We start from the raw sequence: 18,079 nt of genomic DNA on the forward strand, positions 1-18,079 counted from the left end.
TGCGATGATACGATTAATGAGTATAAATTTTTTTAGCAACAACTAGACTTTGAAACATCCTGATCTAAAAATTGAAGCATCACTTCTTTCATTTTAGTCCAATTTTCGGTATCGATACAATAGCACACACTTGTACCTTCAACATTACCTTTAATGAGTCCCAAATGCTTTAGCTCTTTAAGATGTTGCGAAATGGTAGGTTGAGCCAATCCGATTTCGTTTACCAAATCGCCACATACACAAGAGTTTATTTTGAATAAATGTTGCAATATGGAAACTCTTGCCGGATGACCAAAGACCTTTGCAAAAAGAGCAATTTCATTTTGTAGGTCGGTAAACATTTCTGTTTTTGCTAATCCCATGTTATATTTATTTGTTCATTGCAATATTACGATTAATAATTTGATTTTAAAAGAAAAAAGAAAAAAAGAGATGAGCGATGAGAGGTGAGAGGTGAGTGAATATGATGGATGATGGATAAAGCTTAACCATATAAATGTGATGTTTTAAAATTAGTTAGCGGGCATAAAAAGTCAGTTAAACCAAACCGCATAGCCTTCACGTCTGAGTTCAAGTGCAATTTGTTCTTCAGCTTTCATGGCTTCGGCTCGTGTAAAAAAGGGATCAATATGATTGAAAAGACTGGGACGCAAATAGGTACCATATTTCTCAACAATATTCGATGATATTTTATGGCCTTTTTTGTTACGATGGCCAGTTTTATGTTGTAGAAAGCGTTCTTTAGGTGTTTTACTCGTCATGCCAACATATAAACATTCCAACACACCATTAAACTGAGGATTTGCATTTCTGAACTTTGTGTTTTCAGTATAAACCCGTTTGGAAAGTTCTATGACATAAATGGTGTAGAGGGTTTTGGGCATAATGATTTATTTGTGCTGAATTGGTTTTTGCCTAAAAGTTGAACCTTTAAAATCAACATCTAAAGTTCGGTAGTAATGCAATAGCTCCTCATCATTGTTTGGAAGTGTTCCCTTTCCTATGATTTTAAAGCCTAAGCGTTCTAAAAGTTTTCTTGATGCCAAATTAGCTTCAAGTGTATAAGCGCTTAATTCTTTTAAACGATACTCGTTTTTTGCGGCCATCATTAATTCATTGGCAGCTTCAAACGCATAACCATTGCCTTCATAAGCGGGCAGAAAAGCAAAACCTATATCAGGATCCGGTTTACCTTCTCGATGGTATAAACCACAAGTGCCCAGTTTTATTTGGTCTGCTTTTCTAATGATAACATTGTTACCATAACCATAAGTTTCCAGTTGAGGCAGTGCTTTTTCTTTGACGTAGTTTGCGGCTTCCTCAACCGTTCTTACATGTCTATCGCCAATGTTTTTAAGCCACTTTGGTGTGTTCATAAGCTCTAGGATGAATGTGGCATCTTTAGGAGTGACTGGTCTGATGGTTAGTCTTTTGGTCTGTAGTGGTTTGTGTTTTGGCATTTTTAGAATGAATTACTATTTATAGATTTATAGCTTTCATAAATTATATTTCTGTTTTTCCTTTAAAATGCTGTTTCGAGCTTTTAATAATTCTAAGAAATAATCACTTCAACAAAAACCCCTTCAACTCCTCATAAGTAGCAATTTTAGTCGCCACTTTTTCCTTATCCATAACCGCTTCAATTTGAGGAGGTAAATCTATATTTTCTCTAATAACGTCTTCTACCACATCCAAAAATTTTGTTGGGTGCGCCGTTTCTAAAAACACCACATGAGCATCGTTGTTCTTTAAATAATCTTTGGCACCTAAATAACCCACAGCTCCATGTGGATCTGCCACATAAGAGAAATCGTTATAGAGTTCCAATAATGCTTCCCGAGTTTCATCGTCTGTATAACTAAACGAGGATAAATTCGATTTTAAAGTCTCAAAATCATTATTGTGCAATTCCTGGATTCTTATAAAATTACTTGGGTTTCCAACATCCATGGCGTTGCTGATGGTTTGCACGGAAGGCTTCGGTGTATAAGTTTGGGAAAGCATATAATTCACTACAGTGGCATTCGCATTGTTGGAAGCAATAAAATGCTTGACTGGTAATCCTAATTTTTGAGCGACCATACCAGCACAAATATTCCCAAAGTTACCACTTGGCACCGAAAACGCAATGTCTTTATGCTTTGATTTTAGTTGCTTGTAGGTGAACATAAAATAAAACAGCTGTGGCAACCAACGTGCAATATTTATGGAATTGGCTGAGGTTAATTGCATTTTGCTCGTCAATTCTTTATCCATAAAAGCTTGTTTTACCATGTCTTGGCAATCGTCAAAAACACCATCAACTTCTAAGGCTGTGATGTTTTGACCTAAGGTGGTCAATTGTTTTTCTTGAATATCACTTACTTTTCCACTAGGATAGAGGATAACCACATTTACACCTTTGACGCCTAAAAACCCATTAGCGACTGCACCTCCTGTATCGCCTGAAGTGGCCACTAAAACGGTTACATCATTGGTGTTTGTTTTGTTGAAATAGCCTAAACAACGTGCCATAAAACGTGCCCCAACATCTTTGAATGCCATGGTTGGACCGTGAAATAATTCAAGCGTAGAAATGTTTTCATTGATTTCTACCACAGGAAAATCGAAACTTAAGGTTTCTTCAACAATGGTTTTTAAAACGTCCTCTGGAATTTCAGGAACAATGAATTGTCTGATCGCTTCCAATGCAATTTCTGCATTCGATTTATCTTCGATATTTTCAAAAAAAGAAACGTCTAAGGGTGTTATTGATTCAGGGAAATATAAGCCTTTGTCTGGCGCCAATCCTCTGACAACGGCTTCTTCGAAGGTTGTGTTTGGGGCTTTTTTATTGAGTGAGTAGTAGTTCATAATGAATTTTGACGGATGACGGATGACGGATGACAAGTGACCGAAATCCAATGATTTTAATTGATATTTCTTTTGAATGCTGCCATTTTGTTCATCAGATGAAACGCAGAATTGTATAATTCAATAAACGAGTCTTCTGGAATATAACTTCGCCTGTTTGCTTTAAATAAGCAGGTTACCACTTCTGCTAATGAGCGAATTGAATATCCAATAAATTTACGCTGTTCAGGATTGGATTGACCAATTGACCCTTCTGAAATATTAAGAGCAACAGAATCCACAGCTCTCATAATTTGTGATGTTAAATTAAATTTTTCTTTATCCGGAAATTGTTGGGAAATATCATTTATAACTTCGCCATAATCCATAGCATCCTGCCAAATAATCAACTTTTCAAATTTAAATTTATTCATAATTTCTATTTTTTACATGCTTTCATTTCCGTCTTCCGTCCTCTGTCCTCCGTCTTCCTTCATCAGTCTTCCGTCATTTTTTTAATCCCTTCAGTATTAATCTTAGAAACATAAGTCTCGAACGCTATATCTGTTTTTGAATACACATCCCTAATTACTTCTTCAACAGCTTTAGCAGTTTTCTTTCCCTTACTCAACATAAAAATCGAAGGTCCAGAACCAGAAATAGCACAACCCAAAGCTCCAGCTTTTATAGCTGCATTTTTAACGTCATCAAAATGTGGTATCAATTGTTTTCTATGCGGTTCAATAACGACATCGACAAGCGCGTCTTTCATCAAATCATAATCAGATGTATGCAGCGCATGCACTAAACTTCCAACATTTGCCCATTGTGTAATCGCATGTTGTAAAGGGATTTCTTTTGGTAAAATTGCTCTCGATTCTGACGTTTTAATTTCAATTTGCGGATGAATTAAAGTGGCATATAGATCCGAAGGCGTTGGCAACTCTAAAACTTGTAGAGGATTCGCACTTTTAACCAAGGTAAACCCACCAAAAATAGCTGGTGCCAAATTATCCGCGTGTTCACATTTACTCGCTAAGGCTTCGCCTTTCATGGCAAAATAGGTCAGTTTGGTTTTGTCTAAAGGCCTTCCTAATAATTCATTCATTCCAAAAACACTTCCTGCTGCACTTGCCGAACTACTGCCAATACCGCTTCCAGGTTTTATGTTTTTATAGATTTCAATTTCAAATCCACAATCGGGTTGTAAGTCATTATACATCGCTAATGCAGAAACTCCAGCGACATTTTTTTCAGCTTCAAAAGGTAGATCGTAGCCTTCAATCTTTGTGATTTTGATACCTTTTTCTTTGGTTTTTCTAATGACCATTTCATCTCCAATAGTATCCAAGCAAAACCCGAGCACGTCGAATCCACAAGCCACATTGGCTACGGTTGCCGGTGAAAAAATTTTTATTTCGTTCATATGTATTTCCCGCGAAAGCGGTTAATCTTATGTTACTGAGTTATTCAAAGAGTATAAATATTACAATAACTTTTATATTAATTATTAGCAATGCGTATAATATCAGCAAACAAACCAGAGGCCGTAACATCAGCACCAGCTCCAGCACCTTTAATAATCATCGGTTGTTCGGGATAACGCTGTGTGTAAAACATGACGATATTGTCTTTCCCTTTGAGATTATAAAACGGATGACCTTCTGGAATTTCTTGAAGTCCCACTTTAGCTTTTCCATTATCAAGCTCTGCAACAAATTTTAATTGACAATTCTTTTCTTCAGCTGATTTGAATAATCCTTGATAATATGCTTCATCATTTTTTAAGGTGTCAAAAAAGGCATCAACCGTATCAGCATTCATGGCAGCTTCCGTTAAAAAGTTATCGCTTTCTAAATCTGATAACTCAATGGAATGCCCACTTTCCCTTGCTAAAATTAGAACTTTTCTGGCGACATCTATGCCGCTCAAATCGATTCGTGGGTCTGGTTCTGTATAACCTTCTTCCTGTGCTTGTTTTACGACATCGTGAAAGGTTGTTTCAGCATTAAAATTATTAAAGATGAAATTAAGACTTCCAGATAAAACCGCTTGAATCGTATTTACTTTATCTCCAGAAGTAATTAAATGGCTTAAAGTGTCAATGACCGGTAATCCTGCACCAACATTGGTTTCGAACAAAAATGAGGCATTGTATTGACGCGATAAAGCTTTGAGTTCATTGTAGTATCCCATATTTCCTGAACAGGCAATTTTATTACAAGCTACGACAGAAATACTCTTCTTTAAATAATCACCATAAATATTTGAAACGGCTTCGTTTGCTGTGATATCCACAAAAACGGAATTTCTTAAATTCAGCTGTTTTGCATGTTCAAAGAAACCTTCTAAGCTCGCTTTTTCTCCAGCTTCTAGTTGTTGTTTCCAGTCTTTTAAATTAATGCCTTCGTCGTCAACGATCATGTGTCGCGAGTTGGATAAACCAGCAACTCTCAGACTAATTTTAAAATTTTCTTTGACGTAAGCCTTTTGTTGTTTGATTTGCTCAATCAAACGTTCGCCCACATTTCCAACACCAGTAATAAACAAGTTGATTTGTTTGGTCTTGATTTCAAAAAACTGCTCGTGTAGACTGTTCAAAGCTTTTTTTACATCATTTTTATGGATGACGGCAGAAATATTACGTTCTGAAGCGCCTTGAGCAATCGCTCTAATATTAACATTGTTTTTACCCAATGTGCTAAACATTTTACCACTTATACCTTGATGGCTTTTCATCTTATCACCAATAACCGCGATGATGGATAAATCTGTTTCTACGACTAGTGGGTCAATTTTTTGAAGTGCAATTTCATATTCAAAAACGATATCTATAACTTCCTTAGCTCGTGCCGCATCCTTATCTGAAATTCCGAAACAGATGGAATGTTCTGAGGATGATTGTGTAATTAAAATAATATTGATTTTCTCTTGGGCGAGCGTTTCAAACAAACGTTTACTAAAACCAGGTACGCCAACCATACCATTGCCTTGCAAGGTTAACAACGCAATATTATCTATATTACTCAATCCTTTAACTGGCGAGCCATTTGAGGTCACTTCTTGACTAATTGTAGTACCAACGGCTTCAGGCTCCATGGTGTTTTTGATTACAATAGGAATCTTCTTTTTAAGCACAGGCATTACTGTTGGTGGATATAAAACTTTCGCACCAAAATGCGATAACTCTACAGCTTCTTGATACGATAACTGGACAATTGGCGCTGCCTGCTTTACTAATTTAGGATTGGTCGTAAACATACCGCTCACGTCTGTCCAGATTTGTAATTCCTCTGCATCTAAAGCCGCAGCAACGATGGCTGCTGTATAATCTGAACCTCCACGGCCCAAAGTGGTGATTTCTCCACTTGCGGATTTTGATACAAAACCTGGTAATAACACTAAAGCGTGTGTATCAGACTCAAAAAATGACTGAATATTAGCGTTGGTCAAGTCAAAATTTACGGCCGCATTGTTATAATTTAAATCCGTGACAATTAAATCTTGAGCATTTTTTAAGGACGCCTCTAATTTTCTTGATTTAAGTGTGTGGTAAATAATTGTAGAAGACAAAGCTTCACCAAAACTCAAAAGCTTGTCTTTTGTTTTTGGAGATAATTCATTAATTAGATAGATACCATCTAATAGACTTCTAAGGTCATTTAATTTTTCTGAAACCAAATCATGTAATTTTTCATGATAATTTTGAAGACTTTGGTCGTTTTCAGAATTTTCAAAAAGACCTTCAACAACGGTATTGTGTCTGGACCAAATAGCGTTATAGACCTGTTTGTATTCCAAATCTTTATTACAGGCCAAATTCGCGGCTTCTAATAATTTATCTGTAATTCCGCCAACAGCAGAAACGACAACAGCGATTTTAGAATGTTTAGATTGTTGGTCTAAAATGGAGATCACTTTATTTATATTTTCGGCTGAACCTACTGATGTTCCACCAAATTTGAGAACTTTCATATATTAATTAATTTTAGAGGAATAAAAATGTCTAAATAGACTGAAGGGACGGAGAACATATTATAGATTACCCACAAGGGTAATAATAGTTGAAATGAAAAACATAGAAATCGTCATATGGTTAGTGTTACCTATTTGATGTGATGATATTTTGATTTTTTTCTTCATTACATACCAAAAGTATTATTTTTATAACAATGAAAAAAACTAATCTCACCTTTTTAGGGAATTAGTAATAAAGCGCTAAACTTTATAAAAAAAATGAAAGATAACTAACAAATTGCATAAGGTATTAAATTATTCACAGGAACATTAGTTTTGAATAGTCCTTATTAAATTGGAATGATTTAAAAGTGTATCAAATTTGCTAGTGATTAAAACTATTAAGACAAAATGAAATTATTTTCGAAAGAACAGATTTACGAAGGCGATAAACTTACAACAGAACGTCAAAATATATCCTCAACAGAATTGATGGAGCGTGCCGGTACCCAAATTTTTAATTGGATGCACGCACGTATGCAAGGTGCTCAAGTCCCAATTCATGTATTTTGTGGTATTGGCAATAATGGCGGAGACGGTTTGGTTTTAGCAAGACATTTAATTACACATGGCTATAATGTGGCAACCTATATCGTTAATTGTAGTGACAAACGTTCCAAGGATTTTTTAATTAATTACGACCAAATTAAAAATGTAAGCAAGAAATGGCCCACAATGTTGAGCTGTAAAGGTGATTTTGAAGAGATTGTTATTGGCGTGGATGATATTATTGTTGATGCTATTTTTGGCATTGGTTTAAACCGTCCGCCAAATGATTGGGTGCAAGCCTTATTTCAGAAATTTAGAGCGTCAAAAGCATTTACATTGTCTATAGATATTCCATCCGGATTATATACAGATAAAAAAGTAGAAGATGAAAATCATGTCGTTCATGCCAATTATACCTTAAGTTTTCAAACGCCTAAATTGGTATTCTTTTTACCTGAAACCGCAAAGTATACCACACAATGGGAAGCGCTGGATATCGGAATTGATCGCGAATACTTAATACAAACCGAAACCGAAGTAGAACTGATTGCTAAGAATGAAGTCTTACCACTTTATAAACCTAGACAAAAATTTTCACATAAAGGTCATTTTGGTCATGTACTGATCGTTGGTGGAAGTTATGGGAAAATAGGTGCGGCTAACTTAGCGAGTAGAGCAGCGTTGAGTTCTGGCGCAGGATTGGTCACGGCCTATGTTCCGAAATGTGGCTATCAAAGTTTGCAAATCGCCATTCCTGAAGTCATGGTTATTACAGATAGCGATGAAACCCATATTGCCAATATTGATTTTGATATAGAACCCACAGTTGTTGGCATAGGAGTAGGTTTAGGGACCTCTGCAAGAACCGCAAAAACATTTGAAGCCTTTCTAAAGACGAATAAAACACCATTGGTCATTGATGCTGATGGTTTAAATTTATTGTCAAAAAAGAAAGCCTTGTTAAAATTTTTACCAGATTTTACCATTTTAACACCACATCCTAAAGAGCTGGAACGTTTAATAGGGAAGTGGTCCGACGATTTTGAGAAGTTGGAAAAAACAAAAGCCTTTTCAAGAAAATATAATCTGGTTGTTGTGATAAAAGGCGCCAATACGATTACCGTTTACCAAGATAAACTATACATTAACACCACAGGAAATCCTGGCATGGCAACAGGAGGAAGTGGCGATGTTTTAACAGGAATTATTTCTGGATTGGTGGCGCAAGGTTATGAAGCTTTAACGGCTGCCATTTTTGGGATTTACCTTCATGGAAAATCTGCGGATATTGCCTTAGAAGATCATGGTTATCAAAGTTTAATCGCCAGTCATATTATTGAAACTTTAGGAGACGCCTATATTGATTTATTTAAAAAGCCAGAACAACCACAGGAAGAAGCGCAGCAACAAGAACCAAAACAACAAAAAAGTAATGGACGGAAGGCTGGTCGAAGACAAAAATAAAACCACTATAATTCAGAATTCATAAAACGAAAAAAGCCTGTTTAAATCAAGTTTAAACAGGCTTTTAAAAGTTATTAATTTATTGGAAATTAAATTCCCAACTCATCAAATAATTCCACTAAAGCATCACTAGAAGGTCGTGGTGCATCTGCATTCACGATATTGCCTTCAGGATCGACCAATATAAATCTTGGGATACCACTAATTTGATATTTTTGTACAAATTCGGATTGAAATCCATTGTCAGCTATAAGCTGTATACCACCTAAATCTTTATCGGCAACCATCTTTTTCCAACCGTCGTAAGCCGCAGCTTTATCGCCTTTGTAACCTCTTCCTTCATCAACTGAAATGCTTACAAACGCAATATTTTTACCTTTATATTGTTCTTCCACTTTTTTAAGTGAAGGGATTTCCTTTATACAAGGACCACACCAAGTTGCCCAAATGTCAAAATAGACATATTTTCCTTTTAGGTCCGAAAGGGATAATTCTCCACCAGCAAAATTCTCATAATTTTCAAAAGTTGGTGATGGTGATCCTTTTGGAAGAGCTTCCCGTGTGGCTAATTTAGCACTCATAAATCGAGTCAGTTGTTGAACTGTGCCTTCTATATTTTTGTCCATCATCGCCACATGTGTAGAGTCTACATCAGTATATTCAGTTTTAACCTCCTCGTAAGCAGATTTGTAATTTTCAATTGCTTTTTCTATATCTTCTTTAGTGCCAGATGAAATAAGGTCTTCGGTAAAATGATTTTTAGCAATTAAAAAAGATTGGACGGAAAAGTTATTGATATCGGACGCATCGCCTTTAAATACCATAGAATCCGCAAAGGAGTTATTGTCAGTTTCAAAAGACGATTCATTATCGTTCTTTAAATAGATCTGACCATATTCCTTTCCATGCTGAAAGTTATAATCGCCAGCTTCGACTTTTAAAGTATCTTTAAATGTCCCATCATCACTAAGCGTTATGGTTTTTTCGTAATTTCTGCCTTGAAAAATCTTTAAGGTTTTACTCTCATCAGGGTTTTCAATCTTACCAGAAATTGTGGCGTACTCTTTAGGTTCTTCTTTGCAAGCTAATATGGTTGTCGCTAGGCAAAGTATTAATAATCGTTTCATATATCGTTTATTTTTTTCGTGTGCAAACATAGGTATTATATCGCAATGCCTAATTTAAAATTTTTATAAAACTTATTAAGATTTATGCTTTTTAAAGTATCTATTTTTTATTTGGGTTCTATTTTAAAAATTGATTGAATATGATTTTTAGATTGTATATTTTTGAAAACTGAGTATCTCTAATGATGACTTTTCTAATTTGAAACAAAATCTCAAACCTAAAAATCTTGCTGTAAAGCTCAATGCTAAGGGCGAGCAATCCGTTGTTAAAGGACACCCTTGGGTCTTTTCTAATAGTATTGTAAAAATTAATGACGATGCTGAAACAGGCGATTTAGCCATTGTTTTTAGCAAAAACAAAAACAAAGTTATTGGTTTAGGCTTGTATGATGCTAACTCTCCAATCCGAATAAAGATCATTCACAGCGCTGAATCCAAAGTGAAAATTGATGCTGATTTCTTTCATCATAAAATTGAATTGGCTTTTGAAAAACGTTCAGAATTATTAAGAACCCACACCAACAGTTACCGTTTATTGTTTGGTGAGAATGATGGGTTTCCAGGTTTGATTGCCGATTTATATGATAACGTTTTGGTCGTAAAATTATATTCTGAAATTTGGCTGCCTTATTTAGATTCCATTTTGGAAAGTTTACATCAAATTTCAAAGGCTGAAACTCTTGTGATGCGCTTAAGTAGAAATTTACAAAATAGCCAAAATCACACTTATAAAGATGGAGACATAATTTTCGGAACGCTTGAAAATGAAGTGGTAGCGTTTATTGAGCATGGCGTGAAATTTTCAGCAAACGTTATCAAAGGCCATAAAACAGGTTACTTTTTAGACCATAGAGCGAATAGAAAACGGGTAGGGGAATTGAGCCAAGGGAAAACGGTTTTGGACGTGTTTTCTTATGCTGGTGGATTCTCAGTCCACGCTTTAGCCAATGGTGCAAGAGAAGTTACAAGTTTAGATATTAGCAAACAGGCTTTGGATATGGCTCGCGAAAATGGAAAATTAAATACGTATTCTGGAATGCACAAAACCATTTCTGGCGATGCTTTTGTTGAAATGAAGGCTTTAATACAAAAAGGTAAAACTTATGATGTTGTGGTTATTGATCCACCAAGTTTTGCCAAGCAACAATCTGAAATTGAACTGGCCAAAAAGAAATATGCGCAATTAGCAGAATTAGGAGTGCAGCTAACGGCAAAAAATGGCATTTTGGTCTTAGCATCGTGCTCATCAAGAGTTTTAGCACAATCATTTTTTGATTTGAACGATAGGGTGTTAAATGCCCAAGCCAGACTTTTTGAAACGGAACTAAAAACCAAACACGACAGTGACCATCCAATTGCATTTCTCGAAGGCGCTTATCTGAAATGTGGTTATTATCGGTTTTTGGAATAAAAGTATTATGCATGCATAATAAAAAAAGGTATATTTGCAATTCCAATTAAAGTCTAATTAATAATCCCGAAGTTTTCGGGACCACTTTTGTAAGTATCGAACATGCAAACCAAACTAACACAACTCCTTAATATCAAATACCCAATCATCCAAGCACCAATGTTTTTGGTCTCTAACGTTGCCATGGTAACAGAAGCCATGAAAGCAGGTATAGCAGGCTGTATTCCGGCATTAAACTACAGAACAATTGAAGAATTAAGAGCAGCTATAAAAGAATTAAAGGCTAATAAAGTTGAAGGCGGATCTTTTGGATTCAATTTAATTGTGAATAAATCCAATTTTAAATACAAAGAACAATTGGAAGCGATATGTGAAGAAGGCTGCGATTTCATTATTACATCTTTGGGAAGTCCTGAAGAAACGATACAGCAAGCACATGCCGTTGGTATAAAAGTGTTTTGCGATGTTACGGATTTGAGATTTGCCAAAAAAGTAGAAGATTTGGGAGCAGATGCAGCGATTGCCGTAAATAATGAGGCTGGTGGCCACAGGGGAAATTTATCTCCAGAAGAATTAACGAATCTTTTAAATAAGGAATTGGATATTCCAGTAATCTCTGCTGGAGGTGTAGGTCGTAAGGCAGACATTGATAAGATGTTGAGTTATGGAGCAGCTGGCGTTTCGGTCGGAAGTCCTTTTATTGCTTCGATTGAAGCTGGAGTGACCGATGAGTATAAACAAGCTTGTGTCGATTATGGCGAAAAAGATATTGTCATGACCGAACGTATTTCAGGGACGCCATGTACGGTGATCAATACACCTTATGTTCAAAAAATAGGTACTAAAGCAACGTGGATCGAAAACCTATTGAACAAAAATAAAACCTTAAAAAAATGGGTAAAAATGATCCGTTTTTCAATAGGAATGAAGGCCACGGAAAAAGCGGCCAAAAAAGCGACTTACAAAACCGTTTGGGTTGCTGGTCCTAGTATTGAGTATACCAAAGAAATCCTTACAGTCAAAGCGATTGTAGATAAATTGATACACTAGTTCTTGAAGTCAATTTCGTATTTTCTTATCGTAATTCTATCTGTTTCTTGCAGAAACACATCAGATATTAAGTCTGGTGATATTGTTTTTAGAGGCGCACTTCATAGTGAGCTATCTGAAGCTATAAATGAGGTCACTCAAACTTCGAAGTCAACAAATTATACACATATGGGAATTTGTGATGTTGAAGACGGAACTGTTTTTGTGTATCATTCAGATTTGGGGAAAGGGGTTGTAAAAGAACCATTAGATTTGTTCATTGGAGCTGAAGATTCTGTAAGTCAAATTTTAGATTTATATCGTATCAAAAACATGGCTCCAAAACAAATAGAAGATGCAATTACGAAGGCAAAATCCTTAGTTGGTAACTCATATAATACCACATATATTTTAGAAGATGAAGGTTATTATTGTTCTGAATACATCTATGAAATTTTTAAGAAGGATTCTGTGTTTGAGTTAGAAGCGATGACGTTTAAAAATGCAGAAACAAATAGCTTTCATAAGGGATGGATTGAACATTACGAAAATTTAGGTATAGCAATTCCAGAAGGGAAACTAGGGTGCAATCCAAATGGTATGGCGAATAGTAAAACCATAGAATTTATAAAAAGTTTAAACTAATCAGTCATACTCTCTATGTCCATTTTCAGTGAGAAACCAAAACAATTTCTTCTTCCATTTTTTTCTTATTCATTTTTCGTTGCTTTCTTTTTTGCTTTCCAGTGAATATGTTCAGCGTGTAACTTGCTACAAATCCACCCACAGCTGTCGATAAAGCTTCACCTGTATCAAATTTTCCAGTTATTATATAGCCATCATAAATTTCTTTAGACAATCCTGCCAAAGTGGAAAGTCCTAAGCTGTACCAAAATGCTTTTTTAGAGTTTTTGGTCTTAGCATAAATTAGTGAATAACTTGTGGCAGAAATTCCGGCACCAATTGCGGTATGGAGCATATCGTCTTCAGAGACAAATTGCGCACTGCTCACACCCATTATTGAAATGGTTAAAAAGGTTAATAAAGTTTTCATGATTGGTTGGTTGGTTGGTTTTGCAAAATATAATTTTAAAGGTCTAATATTCAATTAAATCTGTTTGGATAGTCATTTTTACGATAAAATGCTAAAGTGCTCGTTTTTAATCGTTCAACTGCATTTTATATTAAAGCACTAAACATTTAAAATCCAAAGTCAGATGAGTTAACAACATAAATAGTTGTGTGCTTGATAATAAAAAATTAATTTTTCGAAAAATTTGTCCCCTTTTATTATCTGACATACGTCTTAAAGGTATAAACAATTAAATTTTAGAACTTATGAAACAATTTATGATGATTTTCACGGGAGCTGATTACACTGATTTAGGGTTGTCGCCAGACGAGCTTCAAAACCGAATGGGAAAATGGTTTGCTTGGGGTAACAAAATGGAGCAAGCAGGAATTTTGCGCGGAGGTGAAGCGTTACATCCAGAAATAAGGCGTATCGTTGGAAAAAACAGAACAGTGACCGATTTAACTTCTGCAGAGGTAAAGGAAATTGTAGGCGGTTATTATACCGTAGAAGCCAAAGATTTTGATGCGGTTGAAAAAATAGCTCAAGATTATCCTGATTACGATTTAGGAGGCACTTTAGAGATTCGTGAAATCATGGTATTTGATCGTTAATGGACACTAAAAACATAGACCATCTGTTTCGCCATCATAGTGGAAAGATGGTCTCTGTTTTAACCCGAATTTTTGGACTGCAGCATCTGGATATTATTGAAGATGCTGTCCAAGATACGTTTATTAAAGCGAGTGTATCTTGGCGAAAAGAACAACCCGATTACCCTGAGGCTTGGCTCACAAAAGCCGCTAAAAACAGGGTTTCAGATATTTTTAGAACTTTAAAGGCTCAAAAAAATCACCGACCTAACTTCAGCCAAGGCACTGATGCCATTGCCATTAATGAGTTGTTTTTAGACTCTGAAATTGAAGATGCACAACTCCGAATGATCTTCACAGCATGTCATCCAAAATTAGATGCTCGCGATAGAATTTCATTCGCATTAAAAACCGTTTCGGGCTTTAGTATTAAGGAAATCGGATCTGCTTTATTGACCAAGGAAGAAACGATAAAAAAGCGCCTGTTACGTGTCAGAAAAACCATAAAAAAAGCCGATCTAAAATTCAATATTCCGCAAGGTAAAAACTTACCAAAACGATTGGAGACTGTGATGGAAGTGTTGTATCTCATTTTTAATGAAGGTTTTCATTCCAATACCAAAGACCAATTGATAAGAACGGATTTATGTGCAGAGGCCATGCGTTTAGGTCAATTATTACTAAAACATAAACAAACCCAATTACCAGAATGTTATGCACTTTTCGCGTTGATGTGTTTTCATTCGGCAAGATTGGAAGCAAAACTGAGCGTGAACAATGAGGTTTTGGATCTAAAACAGCAAGATAGAACCTTATGGCATTTTCCTTTGATACGGTTGGGAAATTCCATGATGCATAGAGCTGTCGAAACCGATGATTTTTCATGTTATCATTATGAAGCTGCTATTGCAGCCGAACATTTAAAAGCAAAAACGTTTGAAGATACGGATTGGAATAAAATTTTAAAATGGTACAGTGCCTTACAAATTTTACAACCAATGCCGTCACATTTGTTAACCATGGCAGTAATCTACATGCAAATCAATGATTTTAAAACCGCAAAAACCTATTTCAACCAACTGCCACCGCAAGATTTAGAGCAACGTGCTTATTTGTTTTATGCAGCAAAAGCGGATTACTACGCAGGAACCAATCAACTGAATAAAGCATTAGCGCAAATTGACTTGGCTTTGGAAATGGTTAACAATAATTCAGAAAAAGCGTATTTGACGGCAAAGCGATCTACTTGGAGGGAAAAGTAATATTCAACGTTCTGTCATGTCTATTTCTAAATTCACATGGTAAAATAATGGTTTCATATCAGTTCCAAATTCGTCTATTTAAGTTAAAATCTTTGGATTGTTTATCTTATTTTCGTAATTCTTATAGTTAACTCTTAAATTTTCTTAACCAATCAATGTCAAAGCGCACTTTAATCGTCTCAGTTTTATTAATTGTATTGATTGTAGTGTTGTCCATTTATTGGTCTGTTGGCAGTACGGATAAAATTACTTCCAAATCCATTCTATATAACGTAGACAATGCAGAAACCACCAACTTTAGAGCTTTTGATTCTATAGAAGTATCGCCAAGTGATTTATATAAGGCTGATGACTTGAAAAAAATGATTCAAGGCGAACAATATCGTGCTGCATGGTCCGCAAAGGTTACTGTGCCCATTGTTTTTTTGGATACTTTGAAAGGTGGTATGACCATGGAGGAAGAAGGTGGTGGCAAACAAACCCATTCTTTAGAGATGCTGGGTGAGGATGGTATTACTTATTCGTTACGAAGCGTCAATAAGGATACAAAAAAGTTGATTCCAGAGTTTCTAAAAACCTTAAAATTAGAAAACATTGTGGTCGATGGGATTTCTGCCCAACATCCATTTGCTGCAATTTTGGCTGCAGAACTGGCCGAAAAAGCCCATGTTTTGCATACCAATCCGCAAATGGTTTTTGTACCCAAACAAAAGCGTTTAGGAGACTATAATGCTGCATTCGGAAATCGATTATATCTTCTGGAATACGAAACCAAAAGTGATGTCAATTATACGCAGCACAAAAACGTCAAAGAGATTATTGATACTGATAATTTACAGGAATTAAAACTTAAACTGAAAGATTCTTTGCATATCGATGCTCGTGCTTTGGTCAGAAGCCGACTGTTCGATATGCTTATTGGAGATTGGGACAGACACACTAAACAATGGGGATGGGCCATTCAAAAAACGAGTAAGGGTTATAATGCGATTCCGATTGCTGGCGATCGAGATAATGCTTTTTTTAAGACTGATGGTTTAATTCCAAGCTTAATAGCGAATAGACATGTCGTTAAAGAATTACGGTCTTTTGAAAATGATATTGATTTTATGGAAGGCTTGGTGTACCCATTTGATAACTATTTTCTATCACAAACACCAGAACAAATATTCATTGAAGAAGCCGAAAATTTACAAGCGTTGCTCACGGATTCGGTTTTAGAAGCCTTATTGCAGGTTTGGCCAAAAACCATTAGGGATTTAGATGGTGATGACATCATTAAAAAAATCAAAGAACGTCGAGAGGATTTAAAAGCCTATGCGCTTCAATTTTATTCTATCATTCAAGAAAAAGGTAAAGTTACGGAACCATTAAAAGGCTCGGAAGATCTCGAACTCAGTGCCAAATTTATGGGTTGTTTTGAATGTGGTTGATTTGGAATTCTGTTTATTGTTAGAAATAAAAATTCTATCTTCACTATAATTTAAAGTAATTCCTAAAGTCTAATTGATGAAACTAAAACCAAAATCCATCCGGCCATTTATAGGTGCAAAAGACTATGCGATTTCAAGACAATTCTATCAAGATTTAGGATTTGAGGAAGTTGTTGTTTCACCTAATATGTCAGTATTCAGAACTGGAGAATTCGCGTTCTATTTACAGGATGCCTACGTCAAAGATTGGGTCGATAATACCATGGTTTTTCTTGAAGTGGACAACGTTGAAAACCATTTAGAAAATCTAAAGAAAAGTGGCATTACTGAAAAGTATGATACTTTGAGATGTTCAGAGGTTGTTTATAATGATTGGGGCAATGAGTTTTTTTTGCACGATCCATCTGGAGTCCTTTGGCATATTGGAGCATTTAACATTGTAGCTGAATAACGAATCAAAGAGATAAAATAATCACATAGTTCTTCGTCCATAACAAAAATCATTTATTTCTCAATTTTCGTCCCGCTAGGGACTTACTATAGGTAAGAACATGTAATATCCATCTTCAAGTGTGCCTTTAGGTACACCATATTCAATACCTAAAGGCATTGTTGGCAAAAAGCTTTTACCCATATTTTGTCCATAAATGGACAATTTGCAATTAGAAGAAAGGTTAAGAAGTACACGATTTATTTGTTGTCAGGATTAAGCTATATTTTTTTATATTCCTATGTTATTTTTATCTTAAGACTTGGCACTAAATTTGTTTGTAACAAAATGGTAAATTCTACGACGTATTAGTAGAACACAAGTTTAATTAAGAACTTGTTTAAATTTTTTAAGTTCTAGCGAAAATTAAAGATTTTGTGTCATGTTGAAGTCATTTTTTAATTGCATAGCATCGCTACGGAAGTCAAAAATGGCAAAAACATGGTGCAGAAGATAAATTTTTTTAGCGAATTGAAAAGGTTTAAACGAGTTCTAAACAGAAAAAAGTTATGATTCATAAAGGAACATTAGTATTAGGCACTTTATTAGGTGCAGCAGCAGGCGTGTTATTAGCACCAGACAAAGGAAGTGTTACAAGAGCCAAGCTTAAGAAAGAAGGTAAAGACATCAAAGATCAATTAACTTCAGATTTTGCAGAAGTAAAAGAGGATTTAACTAAAGCAGCAAGTTCTGGTAAAGAAAAGTTTAAGCAAGATTTGGAGGACTTTACCTCAAAATCAAGTCACAAAACAGAACAAGCGATAACGTTTATCGAAAAACAATTAGCGATTCTAAAGGAGAAGAATAAAACACTTCAAAAAACAAGTTAAGACGTTCATTGAACTGTCATTAAAAGCTCT

The 18,079-nt window shown here is 35.4% G+C and carries 18 protein-coding genes; 9 read left to right on the forward strand and 9 right to left on the reverse strand.

Features of this window, described 5'->3' with window-relative positions; genetic code table 11:
- Window positions 1-32 precede the first annotated feature (32 nt).
- From HM987_RS07935 to thrA, 7 genes are all read right to left on the reverse strand, one after another.
- Window positions 33-362: an ArsR/SmtB family transcription factor gene (locus HM987_RS07935; RefSeq protein WP_179006785.1), complete on the reverse strand. Its 330-nt coding sequence runs from the start codon at window positions 360-362 to the stop codon at window positions 33-35.
- 171 nt (window positions 363-533) lie between these two features.
- The gene (locus tag HM987_RS07940) at window positions 534-884 is read right to left on the reverse strand and encodes a GIY-YIG nuclease family protein (RefSeq protein WP_179006787.1); all 351 of its coding nucleotides are present in this window, start codon (window positions 882-884) and stop codon (window positions 534-536) included.
- 6 nt (window positions 885-890) lie between these two features.
- Complete coding sequence (locus HM987_RS07945; protein WP_179006789.1) at window positions 891-1,460, reverse strand: GNAT family N-acetyltransferase; 570 nt, start codon at window positions 1,458-1,460, stop codon at window positions 891-893.
- A gap of 103 nt (window positions 1,461-1,563) precedes the next feature.
- Window positions 1,564-2,853: a threonine synthase gene (thrC, locus tag HM987_RS07950; RefSeq protein ID WP_179006791.1), complete on the reverse strand. Its 1,290-nt coding sequence runs from the start codon at window positions 2,851-2,853 to the stop codon at window positions 1,564-1,566.
- Window positions 2,854-2,909: 56 nt separating this feature from the next.
- A complete protein-coding gene (locus HM987_RS07955; protein ID WP_179006793.1) occupies window positions 2,910-3,266 on the reverse strand; it encodes a four helix bundle protein in 357 nt (118 codons plus the stop codon).
- A 62-nt stretch (window positions 3,267-3,328) separates the two neighbouring features.
- Window positions 3,329-4,258 (reverse strand): homoserine kinase, encoded by a 930-nt coding sequence (locus tag HM987_RS07960; protein ID WP_179006795.1) that lies wholly within the window; start codon window positions 4,256-4,258, stop codon window positions 3,329-3,331.
- A 77-nt stretch (window positions 4,259-4,335) separates the two neighbouring features.
- A complete protein-coding gene (thrA, locus tag HM987_RS07965) occupies window positions 4,336-6,807 on the reverse strand; it encodes a bifunctional aspartate kinase/homoserine dehydrogenase I (RefSeq protein ID WP_179006797.1) in 2,472 nt (823 codons plus the stop codon).
- Between the two features lie 393 nt (window positions 6,808-7,200).
- Between thrA and HM987_RS07970 the strand changes: the two genes are divergently transcribed.
- On the forward strand, window positions 7,201-8,802 hold the full coding sequence (locus HM987_RS07970) for an NAD(P)H-hydrate dehydratase (protein WP_179006799.1): 1,602 nt from the start codon (window positions 7,201-7,203) through the stop codon (window positions 8,800-8,802).
- An 89-nt stretch (window positions 8,803-8,891) separates the two neighbouring features.
- Here HM987_RS07970 and HM987_RS07975 read toward each other — a convergent pair whose 3' ends face one another.
- Entirely contained in the window at window positions 8,892-9,929 is a 1,038-nt protein-coding gene (locus HM987_RS07975; protein ID WP_179006801.1) for a TlpA family protein disulfide reductase, read from the reverse strand.
- 199 nt (window positions 9,930-10,128) lie between these two features.
- Here HM987_RS07975 and HM987_RS07980 point away from each other — a divergent pair, with 199 nt between their 5' ends.
- From HM987_RS07980 to HM987_RS07990, 3 genes are all read left to right on the forward strand, one after another.
- Window positions 10,129-11,340 carry a class I SAM-dependent rRNA methyltransferase gene (locus tag HM987_RS07980; protein ID WP_179006803.1) on the forward strand — a complete coding sequence of 404 codons (1,212 nt, stop codon included), beginning with the start codon at window positions 10,129-10,131 and terminating at the stop codon, window positions 11,338-11,340.
- A gap of 102 nt (window positions 11,341-11,442) precedes the next feature.
- Window positions 11,443-12,390, forward strand: coding sequence for an NAD(P)H-dependent flavin oxidoreductase (locus HM987_RS07985; RefSeq protein WP_179006805.1), 948 nt, complete (start codon window positions 11,443-11,445; stop codon window positions 12,388-12,390).
- Window positions 12,391-12,393: 3 nt separating this feature from the next.
- A complete protein-coding gene (locus HM987_RS07990; RefSeq protein WP_179006807.1) occupies window positions 12,394-13,014 on the forward strand; it encodes a YiiX/YebB-like N1pC/P60 family cysteine hydrolase in 621 nt (206 codons plus the stop codon).
- 25 nt (window positions 13,015-13,039) lie between these two features.
- Here the strand turns inward: HM987_RS07990 and HM987_RS07995 are convergent, their stop codons facing one another.
- The gene (locus HM987_RS07995) at window positions 13,040-13,423 is read right to left on the reverse strand and encodes a hypothetical protein (protein WP_179006809.1); all 384 of its coding nucleotides are present in this window, start codon (window positions 13,421-13,423) and stop codon (window positions 13,040-13,042) included.
- Window positions 13,424-13,707: 284 nt separating this feature from the next.
- Between HM987_RS07995 and HM987_RS08000 the strand changes: the two genes are divergently transcribed.
- The 5 genes from HM987_RS08000 (at window position 13,708) to HM987_RS08020 (ending at window position 18,049) form a co-directional block, all read left to right on the forward strand.
- Complete coding sequence (locus tag HM987_RS08000; protein ID WP_179006811.1) at window positions 13,708-14,055, forward strand: YciI family protein; 348 nt, start codon at window positions 13,708-13,710, stop codon at window positions 14,053-14,055.
- Window positions 14,055-15,296 carry an RNA polymerase sigma factor gene (locus tag HM987_RS08005; RefSeq protein ID WP_179006813.1) on the forward strand — a complete coding sequence of 414 codons (1,242 nt, stop codon included), beginning with the start codon at window positions 14,055-14,057 and terminating at the stop codon, window positions 15,294-15,296. Before HM987_RS08000 ends, HM987_RS08005 begins: the two co-directional genes overlap by 1 nt.
- Before the next feature lie 155 nt (window positions 15,297-15,451).
- Entirely contained in the window at window positions 15,452-16,729 is a 1,278-nt protein-coding gene (locus tag HM987_RS08010; protein ID WP_179006815.1) for a hypothetical protein, read from the forward strand.
- A gap of 76 nt (window positions 16,730-16,805) precedes the next feature.
- Window positions 16,806-17,180 (forward strand): VOC family protein, encoded by a 375-nt coding sequence (locus tag HM987_RS08015; protein WP_179006817.1) that lies wholly within the window; start codon window positions 16,806-16,808, stop codon window positions 17,178-17,180.
- Between the two features lie 548 nt (window positions 17,181-17,728).
- Window positions 17,729-18,049 (forward strand): YtxH domain-containing protein, encoded by a 321-nt coding sequence (locus HM987_RS08020; RefSeq protein WP_179006819.1) that lies wholly within the window; start codon window positions 17,729-17,731, stop codon window positions 18,047-18,049.
- The last annotated feature ends 30 nt before the right edge of the window (window positions 18,050-18,079 follow it).

It is taken from the genome of Winogradskyella forsetii, assembly GCF_013394595.1.
GTDB lineage: Bacteria > Bacteroidota > Bacteroidia > Flavobacteriales > Flavobacteriaceae > Winogradskyella > Winogradskyella forsetii.

Coding starts and splice junctions, on each gene's coding strand:
- HM987_RS07935 (WP_179006785.1), bottom strand. CDS start 362: ATGGGATTAGCAAAAACAGAAATGTTTACCGACCTACAAAATGAAATT.
- HM987_RS07940 (WP_179006787.1), bottom strand. CDS start 884: ATGCCCAAAACCCTCTACACCATTTATGTCATAGAACTTTCCAAACGG.
- HM987_RS07945 (WP_179006789.1), bottom strand. CDS start 1,460: ATGCCAAAACACAAACCACTACAGACCAAAAGACTAACCATCAGACCA.
- thrC (WP_179006791.1), bottom strand. CDS start 2,853: ATGAACTACTACTCACTCAATAAAAAAGCCCCAAACACAACCTTCGAA.
- HM987_RS07955 (WP_179006793.1), bottom strand. CDS start 3,266: ATGAATAAATTTAAATTTGAAAAGTTGATTATTTGGCAGGATGCTATG.
- HM987_RS07960 (WP_179006795.1), bottom strand. CDS start 4,258: ATGAACGAAATAAAAATTTTTTCACCGGCAACCGTAGCCAATGTGGCT.
- thrA (WP_179006797.1), bottom strand. CDS start 6,807: ATGAAAGTTCTCAAATTTGGTGGAACATCAGTAGGTTCAGCCGAAAAT.
- HM987_RS07970 (WP_179006799.1), top strand. CDS start 7,201: ATGAAATTATTTTCGAAAGAACAGATTTACGAAGGCGATAAACTTACA.
- HM987_RS07975 (WP_179006801.1), bottom strand. CDS start 9,929: ATGAAACGATTATTAATACTTTGCCTAGCGACAACCATATTAGCTTGC.
- HM987_RS07985 (WP_179006805.1), top strand. CDS start 11,443: ATGCAAACCAAACTAACACAACTCCTTAATATCAAATACCCAATCATC.
- HM987_RS07995 (WP_179006809.1), bottom strand. CDS start 13,423: ATGAAAACTTTATTAACCTTTTTAACCATTTCAATAATGGGTGTGAGC.
- HM987_RS08000 (WP_179006811.1), top strand. CDS start 13,708: ATGAAACAATTTATGATGATTTTCACGGGAGCTGATTACACTGATTTA.
- HM987_RS08005 (WP_179006813.1), top strand. CDS start 14,055: ATGGACACTAAAAACATAGACCATCTGTTTCGCCATCATAGTGGAAAG.
- HM987_RS08010 (WP_179006815.1), top strand. CDS start 15,452: ATGTCAAAGCGCACTTTAATCGTCTCAGTTTTATTAATTGTATTGATT.
- HM987_RS08015 (WP_179006817.1), top strand. CDS start 16,806: ATGAAACTAAAACCAAAATCCATCCGGCCATTTATAGGTGCAAAAGAC.
- HM987_RS08020 (WP_179006819.1), top strand. CDS start 17,729: ATGATTCATAAAGGAACATTAGTATTAGGCACTTTATTAGGTGCAGCA.